Source organism: Bosea beijingensis (genome assembly GCF_030758975.1).
Classification (GTDB): domain Bacteria; phylum Pseudomonadota; class Alphaproteobacteria; order Rhizobiales; family Beijerinckiaceae; genus Allobosea; species Allobosea beijingensis.
In genome coordinates, this window is the sequence record NZ_CP132359.1 from 3,931,329 (window position 1) to 3,948,853 (window position 17,525).

The 17,525-nt window shown below is 66.4% G+C and carries 17 protein-coding genes; 8 read left to right on the forward strand and 9 right to left on the reverse strand.

Going from position 1 to position 17,525, the window contains the following annotated elements; all coding sequences use genetic code 11:
* Positions 1–12: 12 nt before the first annotated feature.
* Complete coding sequence (locus tag Q9235_RS18775; protein WP_306223314.1) at positions 13–579, forward strand: ActR/PrrA/RegA family redox response regulator transcription factor; 567 nt, start codon at positions 13–15, stop codon at positions 577–579.
* 74 nt (positions 580–653) lie between these two features.
* On the opposite strand, the gene Q9235_RS18780 is transcribed toward Q9235_RS18775, so the two are convergent.
* Positions 654–1,832 carry an MFS transporter gene (locus tag Q9235_RS18780; RefSeq protein ID WP_306223315.1) on the reverse strand — a complete coding sequence of 393 codons (1,179 nt, stop codon included), beginning with the start codon at positions 1,830–1,832 and terminating at the stop codon, positions 654–656.
* 99 nt (positions 1,833–1,931) lie between these two features.
* On the opposite strand from Q9235_RS18780, the gene Q9235_RS18785 reads away from it, so the two are divergent.
* Positions 1,932–2,897: a LysR family transcriptional regulator gene (locus Q9235_RS18785; protein ID WP_306223316.1), complete on the forward strand. Its 966-nt coding sequence runs from the start codon at positions 1,932–1,934 to the stop codon at positions 2,895–2,897.
* Here the strand turns inward: Q9235_RS18785 and Q9235_RS18790 are convergent.
* From Q9235_RS18790 to Q9235_RS18820, 7 genes are all read right to left on the reverse strand, one after another.
* The gene (locus tag Q9235_RS18790) at positions 2,889–3,356 is read right to left on the reverse strand and encodes an MmcB family DNA repair protein (RefSeq protein WP_306223317.1); all 468 of its coding nucleotides are present in this window, start codon (positions 3,354–3,356) and stop codon (positions 2,889–2,891) included. The genes Q9235_RS18785 and Q9235_RS18790 overlap by 9 nt on opposite strands.
* A gap of 42 nt (positions 3,357–3,398) precedes the next feature.
* On the reverse strand, positions 3,399–4,343 hold the full coding sequence (locus Q9235_RS18795; RefSeq protein ID WP_306223318.1) for a threonine ammonia-lyase: 945 nt from the start codon (positions 4,341–4,343) through the stop codon (positions 3,399–3,401).
* Positions 4,343–5,389, reverse strand: coding sequence for a succinylglutamate desuccinylase/aspartoacylase family protein (locus tag Q9235_RS18800; protein WP_306223319.1), 1,047 nt, complete (start codon positions 5,387–5,389; stop codon positions 4,343–4,345). Before Q9235_RS18800 ends, Q9235_RS18795 begins: the two co-directional genes overlap by 1 nt.
* A 104-nt stretch (positions 5,390–5,493) precedes the next feature.
* Positions 5,494–6,294 carry a transporter substrate-binding domain-containing protein gene (locus Q9235_RS18805; RefSeq protein ID WP_306223320.1) on the reverse strand — a complete coding sequence of 267 codons (801 nt, stop codon included), beginning with the start codon at positions 6,292–6,294 and terminating at the stop codon, positions 5,494–5,496.
* A gap of 39 nt (positions 6,295–6,333) precedes the next feature.
* Complete coding sequence (locus Q9235_RS18810) at positions 6,334–7,065, reverse strand: amino acid ABC transporter ATP-binding protein (RefSeq protein WP_306223321.1); 732 nt, start codon at positions 7,063–7,065, stop codon at positions 6,334–6,336.
* Complete coding sequence (locus Q9235_RS18815) at positions 7,052–7,702, reverse strand: amino acid ABC transporter permease (RefSeq protein ID WP_306223322.1); 651 nt, start codon at positions 7,700–7,702, stop codon at positions 7,052–7,054. Before Q9235_RS18815 ends, Q9235_RS18810 begins: the two co-directional genes overlap by 14 nt.
* Entirely contained in the window at positions 7,699–8,361 is a 663-nt protein-coding gene (locus Q9235_RS18820; protein ID WP_306223323.1) for an amino acid ABC transporter permease, read from the reverse strand. The genes Q9235_RS18815 and Q9235_RS18820 overlap by 4 nt, the downstream gene beginning before the upstream one ends.
* A 142-nt stretch (positions 8,362–8,503) precedes the next feature.
* On the opposite strand from Q9235_RS18820, the gene Q9235_RS18825 reads away from it, so the two are divergent.
* The gene (locus Q9235_RS18825) at positions 8,504–9,286 is read left to right on the forward strand and encodes an IclR family transcriptional regulator (RefSeq protein ID WP_306223324.1); all 783 of its coding nucleotides are present in this window, start codon (positions 8,504–8,506) and stop codon (positions 9,284–9,286) included.
* A gap of 20 nt (positions 9,287–9,306) precedes the next feature.
* On the opposite strand, the gene Q9235_RS18830 is transcribed toward Q9235_RS18825, so the two are convergent.
* A complete protein-coding gene (locus Q9235_RS18830; protein ID WP_306223325.1) occupies positions 9,307–10,209 on the reverse strand; it encodes a GntR family transcriptional regulator in 903 nt (300 codons plus the stop codon).
* Between the two features lie 93 nt (positions 10,210–10,302).
* On the opposite strand from Q9235_RS18830, the gene Q9235_RS18835 reads away from it, so the two are divergent.
* The 5 genes from Q9235_RS18835 (at position 10,303) to Q9235_RS18855 (ending at position 17,518) form a co-directional block, all read left to right on the forward strand.
* Entirely contained in the window at positions 10,303–11,451 is a 1,149-nt protein-coding gene (locus tag Q9235_RS18835; protein WP_306223326.1) for a C45 family autoproteolytic acyltransferase/hydolase, read from the forward strand.
* Positions 11,452–11,500: 49 nt separating this feature from the next.
* The gene (locus Q9235_RS18840) at positions 11,501–13,042 is read left to right on the forward strand and encodes an ABC transporter substrate-binding protein (RefSeq protein WP_306223327.1); all 1,542 of its coding nucleotides are present in this window, start codon (positions 11,501–11,503) and stop codon (positions 13,040–13,042) included.
* Between the two features lie 186 nt (positions 13,043–13,228).
* A complete protein-coding gene (locus tag Q9235_RS18845; RefSeq protein WP_306223328.1) occupies positions 13,229–14,698 on the forward strand; it encodes a M81 family metallopeptidase in 1,470 nt (489 codons plus the stop codon).
* Positions 14,699–14,801: 103 nt separating this feature from the next.
* Complete coding sequence (locus tag Q9235_RS18850) at positions 14,802–16,403, forward strand: ABC transporter substrate-binding protein (RefSeq protein WP_306223329.1); 1,602 nt, start codon at positions 14,802–14,804, stop codon at positions 16,401–16,403.
* Between the two features lie 173 nt (positions 16,404–16,576).
* Positions 16,577–17,518: an ABC transporter permease gene (locus tag Q9235_RS18855; RefSeq protein WP_306223330.1), complete on the forward strand. Its 942-nt coding sequence runs from the start codon at positions 16,577–16,579 to the stop codon at positions 17,516–17,518.
* Positions 17,519–17,525 lie beyond the last annotated feature (7 nt).

Consider the following 17,525-nt stretch of genomic DNA (forward strand, 5'->3'; position numbering starts at 1 on the left):
AAGGAGAAGACGATGCAGGATTCCGCGAGCGACACCGACAGGCCCGGCCCCGCCGCCGACATGTCCCTTTTGCTGGTCGATGACGACAAGCCGTTCCTGACCCGCCTCGCCCGCGCCATGGAAGGCCGCGGCTACGCCGTTCGCATCGCCGACAGCGTTGCAGCTGGCATGGCAGCCGTCGAGGAGTCGGCACCGGCCTTCGCGGTAATCGACCTGCGCCTCGGCGACGGCAACGGCCTCGACGTGATCGCCCGCCTGAAGGAGCGCCGCCCCGATGCGCGCGGCGTGGTCCTGACCGGCTATGGCAACATCGCGACCGCCGTCAGCGCCGTGAAGCTCGGCGCCTTCGACTTCCTGGCCAAGCCGGCCGATGCCGACGAGATCCATGCCGCGCTCGCAGCCCAGCGCGATGCCCGCCCGCAGCCGCCCGAAAACCCGATGTCGGCCGACCGGGTGCGCTGGGAGCATATCCAACGCGTCTACGAACTGTGCAGCCGCAATGTCTCGGAGACGGCACGCCGCCTCGGCATGCATCGCCGCACCTTGCAGCGCATTCTCGCCAAGCGCGCTCCGCGCTGATCCAACAGAAATGCAAAAAAGCCCGCCGGACATGACGTCCGGCGGGCTTTTTCTTGGTTGCAAGCGTATGCGGCTCAGGTCGCGCAGGCGGGAACGATCCGGGCCGCGCGCCGCTCGAGGGACACCGCGACGACGGCAAGGCCGAGCGCCAGCAGCGGAACCACAGCGGCGACCGGCGCGATAGCGCCATAGCCGAGACCCTGCGTGATCACCGCGCCGCCAAGCCAGGCGCCGAAGGCGTTGCCGAGGTTGAAAGCGGCGATGTTCAGGCTGGAGGCCAGGCCCTGCCCCGCGCCGCCGGCCTGCTGCAACACCCACATCTGCAGCGGCGCGACCGTGGCGAAGGCCGCGGCGCCGAGCACGAAGGCTGCGGCGACGGCGCCGATCTGGCTGTGGAAGGCGAAACCCGAGGCGAACATCGCGACGGTCAGCAGTGCGATCGAACCGATCAGCGCCGGGGCGAGCCTGCGATCGGCCCAGCGCCCGCCGAGCAGGTTGCCGACGACGAGGCCACCGCCGAAGACCAGCAGGATCGGCGAGACCGCGGCCTCGCTGAAGCCGGCAAGCTGGACGAGGATCGGCTGGATGAAGGTGAAGACCGCAAAGATGCCGCCGAAGCCGAGAACGGTCATGATCAGGCCGAGCTGAACCTGCGGCCGCGCCAGCACCTTGAACTCCTCGGCGAGCGAGCCGGGCACCACGCGCTCGCGATCCGCCGGCACGAAGACCGCGAGGACGATCAGGGCGACGAGGCCGATCGCGGTCACTGCCCAGAAGGTCGAGCGCCAGCCGAAGGCGAGGCCGAGCCAGGAGCCGAAGGGCACGCCGAGCAAAGTCGCGAGCGTCAGGCCGGTGAACATCAGGGCGATGGCCGAGGCCTTGCGCTCCGGTGCGACGAGGCTGGTCGCGACCAGCGAGCCGACGCCGAAGAAGGTGCCATGCGCCAGCGCGGTGACGATGCGCGCTGCCATCAGCCAGCCGAAGCCGGGGCTCAGCGCCGCCGCGAGATTGCCGAGGGTGAAGATCGCCATCAGCACGAGCAAGGTCGTCTTGCGCGGCAGGGAACGGGTCGCGATCGTCAGGATGGGCGCGCCGACGAAGACGCCGAGCGCATAGCCGGTCATCAGCAGGCCGGCGAGCGGGACGCTGATGCCGAGATCGGCGGAGACCTGCAGGAGCAGGCCCATGATGACGAATTCAGTGACGCCGATGCCGAAGGCACCGACGGTGAGAGCATAAAGGGCAATGGGCATCGCGTGCCTCCGGGGGACTTGTTCGGGCCCGGAGATAGCGCCGCCCACGCTTGTGAATTAGACTGCGTGAAAGACCAGCAATTGTGAGATCAATTCACGATGCCGCGCAGCGAGATCAACCGATCCGGGGAGATGGAGGTGTTTGCCCGCGTCGTCGAGCTCGGCGGGTTCTCGCCGGCCGCTCGCGCACTCAGGATGACACCGTCTGCCGTCAGCAAGCTTATCACCCGGCTGGAGGCGCGGCTCGGCGTCAGGCTGATCGTGCGCTCGACCCGCAAATTCATGCTCACCGAGGAAGGCACGACCTTCCATGAGCGGACATTGCGCGTGCTGGCCGATCTCGACGAGGCCGAGCGGGCGGTCGCCGCCTGCCAGATCCCACGCGGGCGGCTCAGGGTGAACGCCAATGTCGCCTTCGGCTGGCATTTTCTGCTGCCGGTGGCGCCCCGCTTCATGGCGGCGCATCCCGGAATCCAGCTCGACATCTCGATCACCGATGCGGTGATCGATCTCGTCGACGAGCGCGCCGATGTCGCGATCCGGGTCGGCCCGCTCAAATCCTCCCAGCTCGTCGCGCGCAAGCTCGGCGAAAGCGTCTCGGCCATCGTCGCCTCGCCGGATTACCTGGCTGCGCGTGGCGCGCCGGATCATCCCGAAAAACTCGCCGGCTGCGATCTCATCACCTTCAACTTCGCCCGGCACCGCGATACATGGCCCTTCGTCATCGACGGGCAGCGCGCCTTCCTGCCGGCCCATGGACGCGTCACGGTCGGCGATGGCGAGAGCGCGCGGCGCCTGGCGCTGGCGGGACAGGGGCTGACGCGGCTCTCGCTCTTCCATATCGCCGACGACATCGCCGCGGGCCGGCTCGTCCCGGTGCTGGAGGATTTCAATCCCGGCGATGTCGAGGACATCCATGCCGTCTATGTCGGCCACGGCGGCAAATTGCCGGCACGGGTGCGCGCTTTCATCGATTTCCTGGTCGACGAGATCGATCTGCGCCGGTTCGCAGCGATGCCGAAAGCGGCGATAACCGAAGCCTGTGAGGCGGTCGTATCAGGCTGAGGCGTCAGGGTCCTCGATCAGCGCGAGCCGGCTGGAAGCCAGCCGCGCCAGCGCGATGGTCAGCATCTTGCGCCGCGCCGCGCTCAGGGGATGCCGCGGCGGCTCGCGCAGCAATTCGCCGCCATAGGCATCGGCGACGATCAGGCCGACATCGTCGGGCAGGATCTCGCGCGGGAATTCCGGGGCGACCGCGAAGAGGAAGCCATCGCAATAATCGCGATAATCCGGCCACTTGCCGTCGACGCGGTAGTCGGCGATGCCGGACTTAACCTCGACGACCCAGAGCTCGCCCGAGGGCGAAAGCGCGACGACGTCGCCACGCCGGCCATTGGCGAAGGTCATCTCCTTGACGATGGCATAGCCGCGCTCGCGCAGATGACGTGCCGCGCCGCGACAGACGATGCGCGTGATATCGGGCCGTGCCGGCGGCGGGTTCAGAACAGAATCCGAGAGAGACATGCTTACATGTTCCCTCTTTGTTTCCAAAAATGCAAGCTGACCTCAGCCAGGCAGGCAGCCATCCGTGCCGGCGCCGCAGACCAGCGCGCAGATTGTTTCGCCGCCGGATAGCGGAACGCGCCCGGACTGGAGCGCAGCAATCGCCGCCGCGCCGGACAGGTCGGCGGCAATGCCGAATTCGAACCAGAGCGATTTCGCCGCCTGCTCCATCTCGGCATCGGTGATCAGCACGATCTCGTCGACATTGCGCGCCGTCGCCTCATAGATCGCTTGGTCGGTCTGGCGGCAGGACATCGTGGCGACGCGGGTCTCCAGCCTGTCGAGCGCGACGAGGCGGCCGGCGGCGAGACAGGCATGCAGCGTCGGCGAGCCCACGGGCTCGATACCGATGATCCGCGTCTGCGGGCGCAGGGCCTTCACCGCCGTCGAGAGGCCGGTGATCAATCCACCGCCACCGATCGCGACGAGGATGACGTCGACATCAGGCATGTCGTCGAGAATATCGAGGCCGAGCGTGCCCTGCCCGGCCACAACGACCGGATCGCTGAACGGATGGGCATAGGTCGCGCCGGTCTTGCTGGAATGAGCGAGCGCGGCGGCATTGGCATCGTCCCAGATCGCGCCGACGATATGGACGTCGGCGCCCCAGTCGCGCAGCTTGGCGATCTTGTCCGGCGCCGCGTTGGACGGCAGGAAGATCGTGGCGCTGACGCCGAGCACATGGGCCGAGCGGGCGATGGCGAGGCCGTGATTGCCGCCGGATGCCGTGACCACCCCGCGCGCCAGCTCGTCCTTCGACAGGGTCAGGAGCCGGTTCATCGCGCCGCGCGCCTTGAAGGAGCCAGCCGCCTGCAGCAATTCTAGCTTCAGCGTGACATCGCCGCCGAAATCGCTGCCGCGCGTCCTGGCATAGGGCAGCGTAGGGGTTTTCCGGATGTGGGGCGCGATGCGCTGGCGGGCGGCGCGGATATCGTCGAGCGCGATCATCACAGGGTCCCGCGATAGGGCGCAGCCACGATGAGGCAGCAATTGCCCGGCTTGACGCGGCCCGGCTGGCGGCGGCCGTAGAGGATGCCGTCGGCGGCGTAATACAGCGTCTCGGGCGGGCGCGTCGGGTCCCAGGTGCAGTGGATGCGTCCCGCCGGCTCGCCGGCGCTGACCTTGGTGCCATTGGCGTGGAAAGGCTCGAAGATGCCGTCCGCCGTCGCGTAGACGTAAGCGGAGATGCCGGGCAGTTCGAGTATCTGGCCCTCGGCCCGCCGGGGCTCGGGTTTTTCGCGGACGACGACGCCGAGATGGTCGAGCACATTGGCGACGCCGCGCCGGCAGACTGCGAGCGCCTCCAGCGAGACCGTGCCGGCGCCGGCCATCTCCGTGCCGACCGTGACGAGCCCGGCCCGGCAGGCGGCGGCCGTCGCGGTGCGAGGCTCGCCGAGATTGCTGATGACGACCATCATCGGCGCGTCGAAGGCCTGGACGGCCGCGACATTGCGCTTGTGCAGGGCCGGATCGTCGGTCGGCTCGACGATGGCGCTCGGGATGATATCGAGCGAGGAGCCGCCGGAATGCAGATCGAGGAAAGCGTCGCCGACCGGCAGGATATGGTCGCTGACGAAAGCCGAGATCTGCTGGGTGATGGTGCCACGCGGATCGCCCGGGAAGGTGCGGTTGAAGTTCAGCCCATCGACCGGTGAAGTGCGTTGACCGGCCATGACCGCATGGACGTTGTTCGCCGGCATCAGGATGAGCCGACCCTGGACGCGGCCGGGATCGAGATCGCGGATCAGGTCGCAGATCGTGATCGGCCCCTCGTATTCGTCGCCATGGTTGCCGCCTTCCATGATCACGGTCGGGCCGGTGCCGTTCTTGATCACTGCGACCGGCACGCGGGTTGCGCCCCAGGCATCGTCATGCGGCGAATGCGGGATCATCAGGAAGCCGGTCTGCTTGCCCTCGCGATCGAGATCGACGGTGAGGAAGGCGCTGGACGGGCGCGGGGTCGGCTTGGGGCGCGCGGCGCTGGCTGTGCTCATGGGGTCACGCAGGGTGCAGGGCAGGGATCGGCGCCGCAGGCGGGCCGTTGAGAAGCGTGGAAAAGCCGGGCGCAGCAATGCGCCCAGCAGGAAGCGCTACGACGTCACAGCGTCGGCAGCGGGTCCATCGGCATGTCCAGGTACTTCCGGTGCAGCCGGTCGAGTTCGCCGTTCATCGAGTTGAAGAAGATGAAGCCGTCGAGCCAGCGCACGAGATTGTGCTGGTCCATCTGCACGCCCATATGGGCAGGGCTGCGGCGGATGACGAACTTGCGCTCGAATTCCTTGCTCGGGTTCTGCTTGGCCAGCGCCTGCGCCACGATCGAGTTGGTGGCGAGGAGATCGGCCTGGCCGGTGATGTAGGCGGCGGCGGCCGTGGCGTCGTCTTCCGTGCGCATCAGGCTGGCCTTCGGTGCGGCGGCCGAGATGGCGAGTTCCTGCGTCGTGCCCTTGGCGGCGGCGACGCGGGCCGAGCCGATCGTCTCCGGGCTCGATACCGTCGAGCTCTTCGCGCCGTAGACCGCGAGGAAGGTGTTGGCATAGGGCGCCGTGAACTGGATCTGCTTGGCGCGCTCCGGCGTCAGGCCCATCACCGAGATGACGATGTCGACCTTGTCGGTCATCAGGAAGGGAATGCGGTTGGCGCCGGTGATCTGCTGCATCTCCAGCTTCACGCCGAGGCCCTTGGCGACCATCTCGGCCATCTCGATGTCGAAACCGATCGCCTTGCGATCGGCATCCTGCGAGCCGAAGGGCGGCGCGTCGAGCGGCACGCCGATGCGAACCACGCCCTTGGACAGGATGTCCTGGAGCTTGTCGGCCTTGGCCTCGGCGGCGCCGAAGGCGGCGATGGCCAGGGCGGCCAGCCCCGCCACGAAAGATCTGCCTGCGAACAGTGAACGCATCGTCTTTTCTCCCCTCGTTGATATCGTTGGCATTCAGCCTCAGTGCAGGACCGCGCTGAGGAAGGTCTGGAGTTCCGGCGTCTTCGGTTCGGCCAGGACGGCTGCGGCCGGGCCCTGCTCGTGAATGCGCCCCTCATGCATGAAGACGACGCGCGAGCCGAAGCGGCGGGCAAAGCCCATCTCGTGGGTCACGAGGATCATGGTCATGCCCTCTTTCGCCACGGATTCGAGGACCTTGAGAACTTCCCCGGTGAGCTCCGGATCGAGCGCGGAGGTGACCTCGTCGAACAGCATCAGCTTCGGCCGCATGGCGAGCGAGCGGGCGATGGCGACGCGCTGCTGCTGGCCACCGGAGAGCTGCGAGGGATAGGCGTCGAGCTTGTCCTCCAGCCCGACGCGGGCGAGCACTTCGCGCGCTACTTCGCGGGCGGCCTGCGGCGCCTGCTTCTTCACGACGCGCGGGGCGAGCGTGATGTTGTCGCAGACCGAAAGATGCGGAAACAGGTTGAAGCTCTGGAAGACGATGCCGACCTCCTGGCGCAACTTGCGCAGATTGGTCGCGGGGTCGCTGACCTGCGTGCCGTCGACGCGGATCAGGCCGGCCTGGATCGGCTCCAGCCCGTTGATGCAGCGAAGCATCGTGCTCTTGCCCGAGCCGGAGCGGCCGATCACGGCGACGACCTCGCCCTTCGCGATATCGAGCGTGACGTCCTTCAGCACCTGGACCGAGCCGTAGCTCTTGTTGATCCCATGGATTTCAACGAGCGACATCGAGCTTCCGCTCGATCGAGCGGCTCCATTGCGAGAGGGGGAAGCACATCGCGAAATAGATCGCAGCGACGGTGATGTAGACGGCGAAGGGCTTGTAGGTGCCGGCTGCCGTAAGCTGGCCCTCGCGTGTCAGTTCGACGAAGCCGATCACCGCAGCGAGCGAAGTGTTCTTGATGAGCTGAACGAGGAAGCCGACCGTCGGCGGGATCGCGACGCGGATCGATTGCGGCACGATGACATGGCGCAACTGCTCTCCGAGCGAGAGGCCAAGCGAGGCGCCGGCCTCCCATTGCGTCTTCGCGATCGAGACCAGCGCGCCGCGCCAGATCTCGCCCAGAAAGGCGCTGCCATAGACCGAGAAGGCCGTCGCCGCCGCGAGCCATGGATTGACCGAGATGCCGGTGAGCGGCAAGCCGAAGAAGATCACGAAGAGCCAGACCAGCAGCGGCGTGCCCTGGACGATGTGGATATAGGCGGCCGCGAGCCAGCGCAGCGGCGCGAAGGGCAGGATGCGGGCGATGGCGATGACGATGCCGATCAGCGATGCCCCGATGAAGGCGGTCGCGGTCAGCGCCAGCGTCCAGCGCGCCGCCGCGATCAGGTACATCACATCGATGAGGCCGAATTCGCGGATCATCGCCTGACGAACGCCCAGTAATAGAGACCCGCGAACAGGCCGCGGAAGGCGAAGGCGAGCCCGAGATAGAGCACGCCGATGACGGTGTAGACCTCGAAATCGCGGAAGGTGCGCGACTGCACGATCGAGGCCACATGGAACAGGTCCTCGACCGAGATCTGCGAGACGACGCTGGTCGCCAGCATCAAGAGCACGAACTGGCTGGCGAGCGCCGGGAACATCGCCTTCAGCGCCGGAAACATCACGACATAGCGGAAGACCTGCAGGCCGGAGAGCCCGAGCGAATGGCCGGCCTCGACCTGCGCTTTCGGCACGGCTTCCAGCCCGGCGCGGACGATCTCGGTGGTATAGGCGCCGAGATTGACGACCAGCGCGATGATCGCGGCGGTGAGCCCGTCGAGCCTGACGCCGAATGTCGGCAGGCCGAAGAAGATCAGGAAGAGCTGCACAAGCAGCGGGGTGTTGCGGATCACCTCGACATAGGTGCCGACGATGCGGCGCAGCCAGGCCGGGCCATAGACGCGGGCGGCGGCGCAGGCGATGCCGATGACGAGGCCGCCGACCATCGCGGCGGCGGAGAGCAGCAGCGTTATCCAGACGCCTTCCAGGATCGATTCCCAGGCGGCGAAGACATCGCGGAACTGCAGGCCGTACTTCATGACCGGCCGCCGCGCGACAGCGGCGCGGCGCTCCCAGAACCTGCGATATGATCCGACGATCGTACCATCAGCCTCCCCTTTGACCGTGAGGCTAGGTTCGTTTCTTATTTGATGTCAAGCTTCATATATGAAACAGAGAGACATGAGCGACCTGCCGGACACCGAGAACGGAGACAAGGGCATCTACGCGGCGCCCGCGCTCGAGAAGGGGCTCGATATTCTCGAATTGCTTGCCGAGGTCGGCGAGCCGCTTTCGACGCGCGAGATCGCCGAGCGCCTTGCCCGCTCGAAGAGCGAGATCTTCCGCATGGTCTTCGTGCTGCAGCAGCGCGGCTATCTCGCCCGCGAGGCCGGCACGGACCGGCTGGAACTGTCGCGCCGATTGTTCGACCTGGGCATCCGCACGCCGGCCGGACGGCAGCTCACCTCGATCGTGCTGCCGGTGATGGAACGCTTCAGCGAGACGAGCGGCCAGGTCGCGCATCTCGTCGTGCTGAGCCGGGCGCAGACCGTCGTGCTGGCGACGACCTCGGGCCATCTCGATGCCAGCGTCATCGTGCGGCCGGGCTATGGCCGCCCGGCTCTCGACGCCAATTCCGGGCTGCTGATCCTCGCCTTCCAGAGCGAGACGCGCCGGCGCCAGTTGATGCGGGAGGCGTCGGAGGCCGACAAGCAACGCCTTGAAGCGGCCGAGACCGAGCGCAGCTTCGCCGAGATTCGCGCTCTCGGACACCGCGTCGCCGCCAGCCGCGACATCATGGCGGTGACCGATATCGCCTGCCCGGTCATCGGCCCCGGCGGGCATGCCGAGGCGGCGATCCTCGTGCCTTGCCTGCAGCGCCACGGCATCGCGACCGACGAGGACGCGATCCTCAAAGCGCTCAAGGCGAGCTGTGCCGAGGCCGGCTCACAATTATCGCTGTAGCGGGCGTGCCGACCAGCGCGTCAGGGCTGCCCTGAACTCTCCGCCGACTGCCCTTCCCAGTCCTGGGCCGCTCCAGCAAGGTGTTCGACGAGAAGCTGTACGGCACCCGGCCGGTCGCCCTTGTCGAGCGCCGCGAGAATGGCGAGGTGGTCCCGGCAGGATTGCAGGATCTGCTCCGGCTCCAACTCCCAGAAATCGGCGAACTGATGCATCCGCCGCAGCGCGTTCTGGCGCCTGACGGCCTGCAGGAAGAAGCGATTGCGCGACCATGAGGCCAGCGTTTCGTGGAAGGTCGAGTTGACCTCGAACCAGAGTTGCGGCGTGACCTCCTGCACCGGCCGACGCATCAGCGCCTCATGCGCGGTCCGGAGACGAGCGAGTTCCACGGGGTCGATGCTGTAGCCGTGCTGGTTCAGCGCCGCCGTCTCGATGGCGATGCGGAAGGCATAGGATTCGAGAATGGCCTCCGGCGCGTCGAGGCTCTCGGTGAAGCGCCAGCCATGGCCGCGCTGGCGCTGGACCAGCCCTTCCGACGACAGCCGCATCAGGGCCTTGCGCAGATCGCCCTTGGCCGCGCCGAATTGCGCCAGCATCGCGTTCTCGGTGACCTCGGTCGGGAGCTCGCCGCGCGCCCGCTCGGTCAGGATCCGGTGGTAGAGCTCACCGCCGCCGGCCGGTAGCGGCATATGCGCGGCAATGGCCACGTCGTCGACCGGCCGCAGCAAGCTGAAGCCCTGGCCCTGCTCGCGCGCCAGCAGCCCCATCTCGACCAGCGTCAGGAGCGCGCTCCGCACCGGCGTGCGCGAAACGCCGAACCGTGCCGCCAGAGGCTTGACGCCAACAGCCGCACCCGCCGGCCAGCCCTCGTCGCGGGCCAGCCGCAGGATATCGCCGATGATCTCGCCGCGCAGATTGCTGGCCATGCCGTATCTCCGCTTCTTCGGAGGCGATTTGACAATCTGTGGAATGATGCGCCACTGTGCATCTTGGTCAATCAAAAAACACAGCAGTGTCTCGTGATCGAACCATTTCCCTTCGTCTCGGTCTCGGGCTCTCCCTACGAGCGTGGCCGCAGCTATGGCGCGGCGGTGCCGGATCGCATCGCCGGCAGCGCCCGGTTCTATGCCGGCCAACTGGACGGGCTCGGCTCAAGCCCGACGCTGCGCGGCAAGCTGATCGACGAGGCGCGCCAGGGGATCGCGGCCTTCGACGAAGCCTATCTGGAGGAGATGCGCGGCATCGCCGACGGCTCCGGCGTGCCGCTCGATGCGATCATCATGATCAATGCCCGCACCGAGATCGTCGCCAAGGCCAGGTTGATCACCAGCCGCCCCGACGAGGAGGAAGAGGAAGACGAGGCCGATAATGACGGCTGCACCGGCGCGATCATCCTGCCGGAACGCAGCGCCACCGGCGGCGTGATCCAGGGCCAGAACTGGGACTGGCAGCCGGAATGCGCCAAGACCGCGATCGTGCTCAGGGTGCAGCGAAAGAACGGGCCGGACCTCTTGACCTTCGTCGAGGCCGGCGGATTGGGCCGGCATGGCATGAACGAGGCCGGCATCTGCGTCACCGGCAATTACCTGCGCAGCGACCGCGACTATTGCCAGGAGGGCGTGCCGCTGGCGCTGATCCGCCGCAAGGCGATGGAACAGGAGCATCTGGCGCTGGCGATCAAGGTGGTGGCGACCACGCCCAAGGCCTGCTCGACCAACATGATGCTGAGCCAGGACAAGGGTTTTGGCATCGACCTCGAATGCGCGCCGGACGAGGCCTTTCCGATCCTGCCCGAGGACGGGCTGATCGTGCATGCCAATCACTGGACCAACCCGACGGCGCTGACGAAGCTGCGCGAGACCGGCATCGCCAGCGCGCCCGACAGCCCCTATCGCGACTGGCGCGTCCGCAACCTCCTGAACGAGCCGCGCCGGCCGCTCGGCCGCGAGGACCTGAAGGCCGCGCTATTCGACGACTTCCTCTCGCCCTTCTCGGTCTGCCGCCCGCCGCGCCCCGGCCAGCGCGGCGATATCACCGCCAGCGTGGCGATGATCCTGCTCGAACCGGGCAAGGGCGTAATGGAGGTCGCGCCGCTGCCGGCGCTCAACCGGCATTTCACTTGCTACAGCCTGACCGGCGAGCCTTTCGCGACCGAACGAGCCGCCTGATCGAGACCGACCGCGCCGCTTATGGCGACACCTTGAGGGAGCCGATGCCATGAGACGCCCACTCACCCTTGCGATCCTGCTCGCCGCCTGCGCGAGCCCGGCCGCGGCCCAGTCGATCACCGTCGCAGTCGCCGCCGACATCCGCAGCAACAATCCCGGTGTCAACCGCGACGACAGCACCGACGATTTCGCGCTGCAGCTCGTCGAGGGGCTCGTCGGCTACAACGAAGGCGGCAATGCCGCGCCGCTCTTGGCGCAGAAAGTCGATCTCTCTGCCGACGGCAAGACCTATACCTTCACGCTGCGCGACGGGGTGAAGTTCCACAATGGTGCGACGCTCACCTCGGCCGACGTGCTGTGGAGCTGGAACCGCTACATGGACCCGAAGACCGATTGGCGCTGCACGTCGGAATTCGACGGACGCAGCGGCCTCAAGGTCGAATCCGTCTCGGCCCCCGATGCCAAGACCTTCGTCATGACCATCGACAAGCCGAACGCGCTGTTCCTCGACACGATGGCCCGCACCGATTGCGCGATGACCGCGATCCTGCACAAGGATTCCGTCAAGGCCGACGGGACATGGGACAAGCCGATCGGCACCGGCCCCTACAAGTTCGGCGAATGGAAGCGCGGCGAGTATTTCACGATGACCGCCTTCGACGGCTACCAGTCGCCCGGCCAGGGCAAGATCGACGGCTATGTCGGCTCCAAGCGCCCGCTGCTCAAGGAGGTCAAGTTCCTGGTCGTCAAGGATGCGGCGACCGTGAAGGCCGCGCTGATCTCCGGCGCGGTGCAGATGAGCGAGACGCTGCCGAGCGATGTCGAGGAACTCAAGAAGGTGCCGAGCCTGAAGGTCGCGGTCGCGCCCAATGCGGTGCGCCACATCTTCCTGATCCAGACCAAAGACACTGTCATGAGCAACAAGAAGCTGCGCCAGGCGATCGCAGCCGCACTCGACTATCCCGATCTGGTCGCGGCCGCCTCCAACAACCTGGGCACGCCGAACAACTCGCCGATCTACTCGACCTCCGGCTATTTCGGCGAGGTCGAGAAGCAGGGTCATAAATATGACCCTGCCCGGGCCAAGCAGTTGCTGCAGGAAGCGGGCTACAAGGGCGAGAAGATCACCATCCTCGCCAACAAGCGCCCGACCGTGCCGAGCTTCCCGGCGGCGGTGGTCTGGCAGCAGATGCTGCAGGCGGTCGGGATCAATGCCGAGATCGAGATCTTGGACTGGGCGACGCAGCTCGACCGGTTCAACAAGGGCAACTACCAGATGCAGTCCTTCTCGTTCTCAGCCCGCTTCGACCCGGCGATCGCCTTCGAACAATTCTCCGGGCCGAAGGACAAGCAGCCGCGCAAGGTCTGGGACAATCCGGACGCGCAGAAGCTGATCGACAAGTCGATGCTGATTTCGGACAAGGCCGAGCGGCAGAAGATCTTCGACGAGTTGCACCGCCGCGTCATCGACGAGGTGCCGCTGATCTTCCTCTATAACGGCCTCGATGCGGTGGCGATGAGCAAGGCCATCTCCGGCTTCCAGCCCTGGCAGTCCAAGCTGCGGATGTGGGAAGTGACGCTGGCGAAGTGACCCCTGGGGTCGGCCCGGTCTCCCCGGCAGCAAGATCGACACGATAAAATGCCAATGCGCCTCATTAGCAATAATGCGGCGCTTCCGGCCCATGCAGCGGCTGCAACATCCCGCGCTCGCGCTGCAGCTTGACATGGCCTTCTCGGCCAACCGAACATGACGGTCACATCGTCGGAAAGGTAGCTTATGCGTCTGTTCGCTGCGTCGCTCGCAACCGAGACCAATACGTTCTCTCCTATCCCGACATCCCGGGCCAATTTCGAGGCTTCCGCCTATTTTCCTGCGGGCCATCATCCCGACCGGGCGACACACACCACCGCCCCGCTCTACGTTGCGCGGCAGCGCGCCAAGCGCGAGGGCTTCGAGCTGATCGAAGGCTCCTGCTTCTGGGCCGAGCCGTCAGGGACCTGCGCCCAGGCCGATTACGAGGAGATGCGGGACGAGATCCTCGCCCAGCTCAAGGCGGCGCTGCCGGTCGACGGCGTGCTGCTCGGCCTGCACGGCGCCATGGTCGCGCATGGCTACGATGATTGCGAGGGCGACATCATCGAGCATGTCCGCGCCATCGTCGGCCCCTCCGTGCCGATCGGCGTCGAACTCGATCCGCATTGCCACCTGACCGAGAAGCGCGTGCGCCTCGCCGACGCGGTCATTCTCTACAAGGAATATCCGCATATCGACTTCGTCGAGCGGGCCGAGGAACTTGTCGACATCATCCTTGGGACCATTCGCGGCAAGATCAAACCGGTGATGTCGCTCTATGATTGCCGGATGATCGAGCTGGTGCCGACGACGCGCGAGCCCGGCCGCTCCTTCGTCGACCGGATGAGCGCGCTCGAAGGCAAGGACGGCATCCTCTCGGTTTCGCTGGCGCATGGCTTCCAGCAGGGCGACGTTCCGGAGATCGGCACCCGCGTCCTCGTCATCACCGACAACGACAAGGCGAAGGGCGATGCGCTCGCCGCCAAACTCGGCGAGGAGTTCCGCTCGCTCAAGGGGCAGTTCGCCCCGCCGGTGACCCCGCTCGACGAGGCGCTGGACCGGGCGCTCGGCGGGGCCGCCAACGGCCCGCGCGTCATCGCGGATTCCACCGACAATGCGGGCGGCGGCGCGGCTTCCGACAACACCAACATCATCCATCGGCTGCGCGAGCGCGGCATCGGCGACGCGGCGGTCGGCCCGATCTGGGACCCGGTGGCGGTCGAGTTCTGCCTGACGGCCGGCGTCGGCGCGACCATTCCGCTACGCTTCGGCGGCAAGGCGGCCTCGACCTCCGGCACGCCGGTCGATGGCGAGGTCACGGTGCTCGGCGCGATCCGCAACGGCACCCAGAGCTTCGGCACCGCCAAGGTGCCGATCGGCAACGCGGTCGGCATCCGCATCGACGGCATCGATGTCGCGCTGCTCTCGCACCGGACGCAGGCGCTAGGACTGGAAATCTTCACCAGCGTCGGCATCGACCCGACGCAGAAGCGCATCGTCTCGGTCAAGTCGACCAACCATTTCCACGCGGCCTACGGCCCGATCGCCAGCGAGGTGATCTACACCGATGGCGGTGGCCCTTCGCATCTCGACGTGCGCAAATATCCCTATCGCAAGATCAACCGGCCGCTCTGGCCGCATGATCCGCTCCCGCCGGGCCGGCTCGTCGTCTGACGCCCCCGCACCCGAAAGGAACAGGAGAGAAGAAGCATGACCCGATGAGGGCCAGACGAGGCGAATGCCCGCGGTCCTCCCCATCAACGAGGAGGAGAACGACATGACCACGACACGCAGACGCTTCGTTCAGGGCGGATTGGCAACCGGCGCGGCCCTCGCTGCGCCAGCCACGATCCGCGCCCAGACCACGCCTTCCGCCGCCCGCACGCTCAAGGCCGTCCTGCACGGCGATCTGCGCGTCTTCGATCCGATATGGACGACGGCGAACATGACCTCCTATCACGCCGGCATGGTCTACGACACGCTGTTCGGCGTGAACGACAAGTTCGAGCCGCAGCCGCAGATGGTCTCGAAATGGTCGCTTTCGGACGACCGCAAGACCTATACGTTCGAACTGCGCGACGGCCTGCGCTTCACCGATGGCACGCCGGTCACGGCCAAGGACTGCGTCGCCTCGATCCGGCGCTGGGGCGCCCGCGACGGTGGCGGCCAGCACATGATGGCACGGCTCGCCGACACGCCGGTGAAGGACGACAAGACCTTTCAGATCGTGATGAAGGAGCCCTATGGGCTCGTGGTCGAATGGCTCGCAAAGGCCGCGACCAATGTCTGCTACATCATGCGCGAGAAGGAGGCCGGGACCGATCCGAACCAGCAGATCAGCACGATCATCGGCTCGGGGCCCTTCGTCTTCAACGAGAGCGCGGTCGTCCAGGGCCAGCGCTATGTCTATGACAAGAATGCGAATTACGTGCCGCGCTCCGAGCCGGCCGTGATGACCTCGGGCGGCAAGGTCGTGAATGTCGACCGCGTCGTCTACGAGAACATCGCCGACGAGGCGACCGCCATCGCCGCGATCCGCGCCGGCGAGATCGACATGATCGAATATCCCAACGTCGACCTGCTCGACTCGCTCGCCGGCGAGAAGGACATCAAGCTGGAAGTTCTCAACAAGCAGGGCCAGCTCGGCTGGGCGCGCGTGAACTGGCTCCATCCGCCGTTCAACAACGTCAAGGCCCGCCAGGCCATGCTGCACCTGATCCATCCGACCGAGGTGATGAAGGCGACCTTCGGCGACGAGAAGTATTTCCGCGGCTGCTCCTCGCTGTTCGGCATGGGCACGCCGATGGAGAACGACGCCAATATCGACTGGTTCAAGGGTGCGCCGAACATCGAGAAGGCGAAGCAGCTCGTGAAGGAGTCCGGCTATGACGGACGCCCGGTCGTGGTGCTGCAGGCGACCAACATCGCCTACATGAACAATGCCGCGAACCTGATCGCGCAATGGATGCGCCAGGCCGGGTTCAACGTCTCGCTGCAGGCTTCCGACTGGGGCGCCGTCGTCACCCGCCGCGCCGTCAAGGCCGCGCCGGACCAGGGCGGCTGGAACGTGTTCTTCACCTCCGGCTCGGTCAATGCCTTCGGCAATCCCGTCTCGCTCAGTGGCCATGCCGCCAATGGCGAGAAGGGCTGGTTCGGCTGGCCCAACAACGAGCTGCACGAGCAATTGCGCGACAAATGGGCCGGCGCCCAGTCGGATGCCGAGCGCAAGCAGATCGCCCGCGACATCCAGCAGAACGCCTGGGATTTCGTGCCGCATGCCTATTTCGGCCAGTGGTTCCAACCGGCAGCCCTGCGCAACCTGACGGGCCTGATCGGCATGCCCGAGCTGATCCCGTTCTGGAACGTCAAGAAGGGCTGATTTCAGCCCGATCGATCATCGATACGCGGAGCCCGCCCTGGCGCGGGCTCCGCCTGTCCGACCGTCTTCAGGTGATCGTGCCGGCGGCGTGAGGGCGAGCACGCAAGCCGTGCCCGAGCGGGCGACCCAGCAGTCCGCATCAGAGAACAAGCCGACGGAGGACGAACGACGCAATGCTGAGTTATCTGGTACAGCGCCTGGCATCGACCATCCTGGTGATGACGCTGGTGGGCATCTTCGTCTTCCTCCTGCTCCATCTCTCGGCCGGCGACCCCGCCGCCATCATCGCCGGCGACTACGCAACCCCGCAGCAGATTCTCGCCATCCGCCAGCGGCTCGGCCTCGACGATCCCCTGCTCGTGCAGTTCGGCCGCTGGGCTTTGCGCGTCGTGCAGGGCGATCTGGGCGTCTCGATCTTCACAAGCACGCCGGTCTCGACGCTGATCCTGCAACGCATGGAGCCGACGCTGTCGGTCGCCGTGCTGACGATGATCTTCGCCGTCTCGATCGCGGTGACGCTCGGCGTGCTCGCCGCCTGGAAGGCCGGCCGGCCAGTCGACCGCCTGTTGATGGGCTTTTCCGTGCTCGGCTTCTCGATGCCGACCTTCGTGGTCGGCTACTGCCTGATCTATGTCTTCGCGATCGAATTGCGCTGGTTGCCCGTGCAGGGTTACCGGCCGATCATGGACGGCATCGGCCCGTGGTTCCTCCATCTCATCCTGCCGACGATCACGCTCGGCCTCGCCTATGTCGCGCTGATCGCGCGCATGACCCGCGCCTCCGTGCAGGAGGTGCTGGAGGAGGACTATATCCGCACCGCCAATGCCAAGGGGGTTCCGGCGCGCACCATGCTGATGAAGCACGCGCTGAAGAATGCCGGCGTTCCGATCATCACCGTCATCGGCATCGGCGTCGCCCTGCTGATCGGCGGCGTCGTGATCACCGAGACGGTGTTCAACATTCCCGGCATCGGCCGCCTCGTCGTCGATGCGATCTCAAAGCGCGACTACCCGATCATCCAGGGCGTGATCCTCGTCTTTTCCGGCATCTATGTGCTGATCAACCTCGCGGTCGACCTGTCCTATTCACTCATCGACCCCCGCATCCGGCATTGAGGAGGCG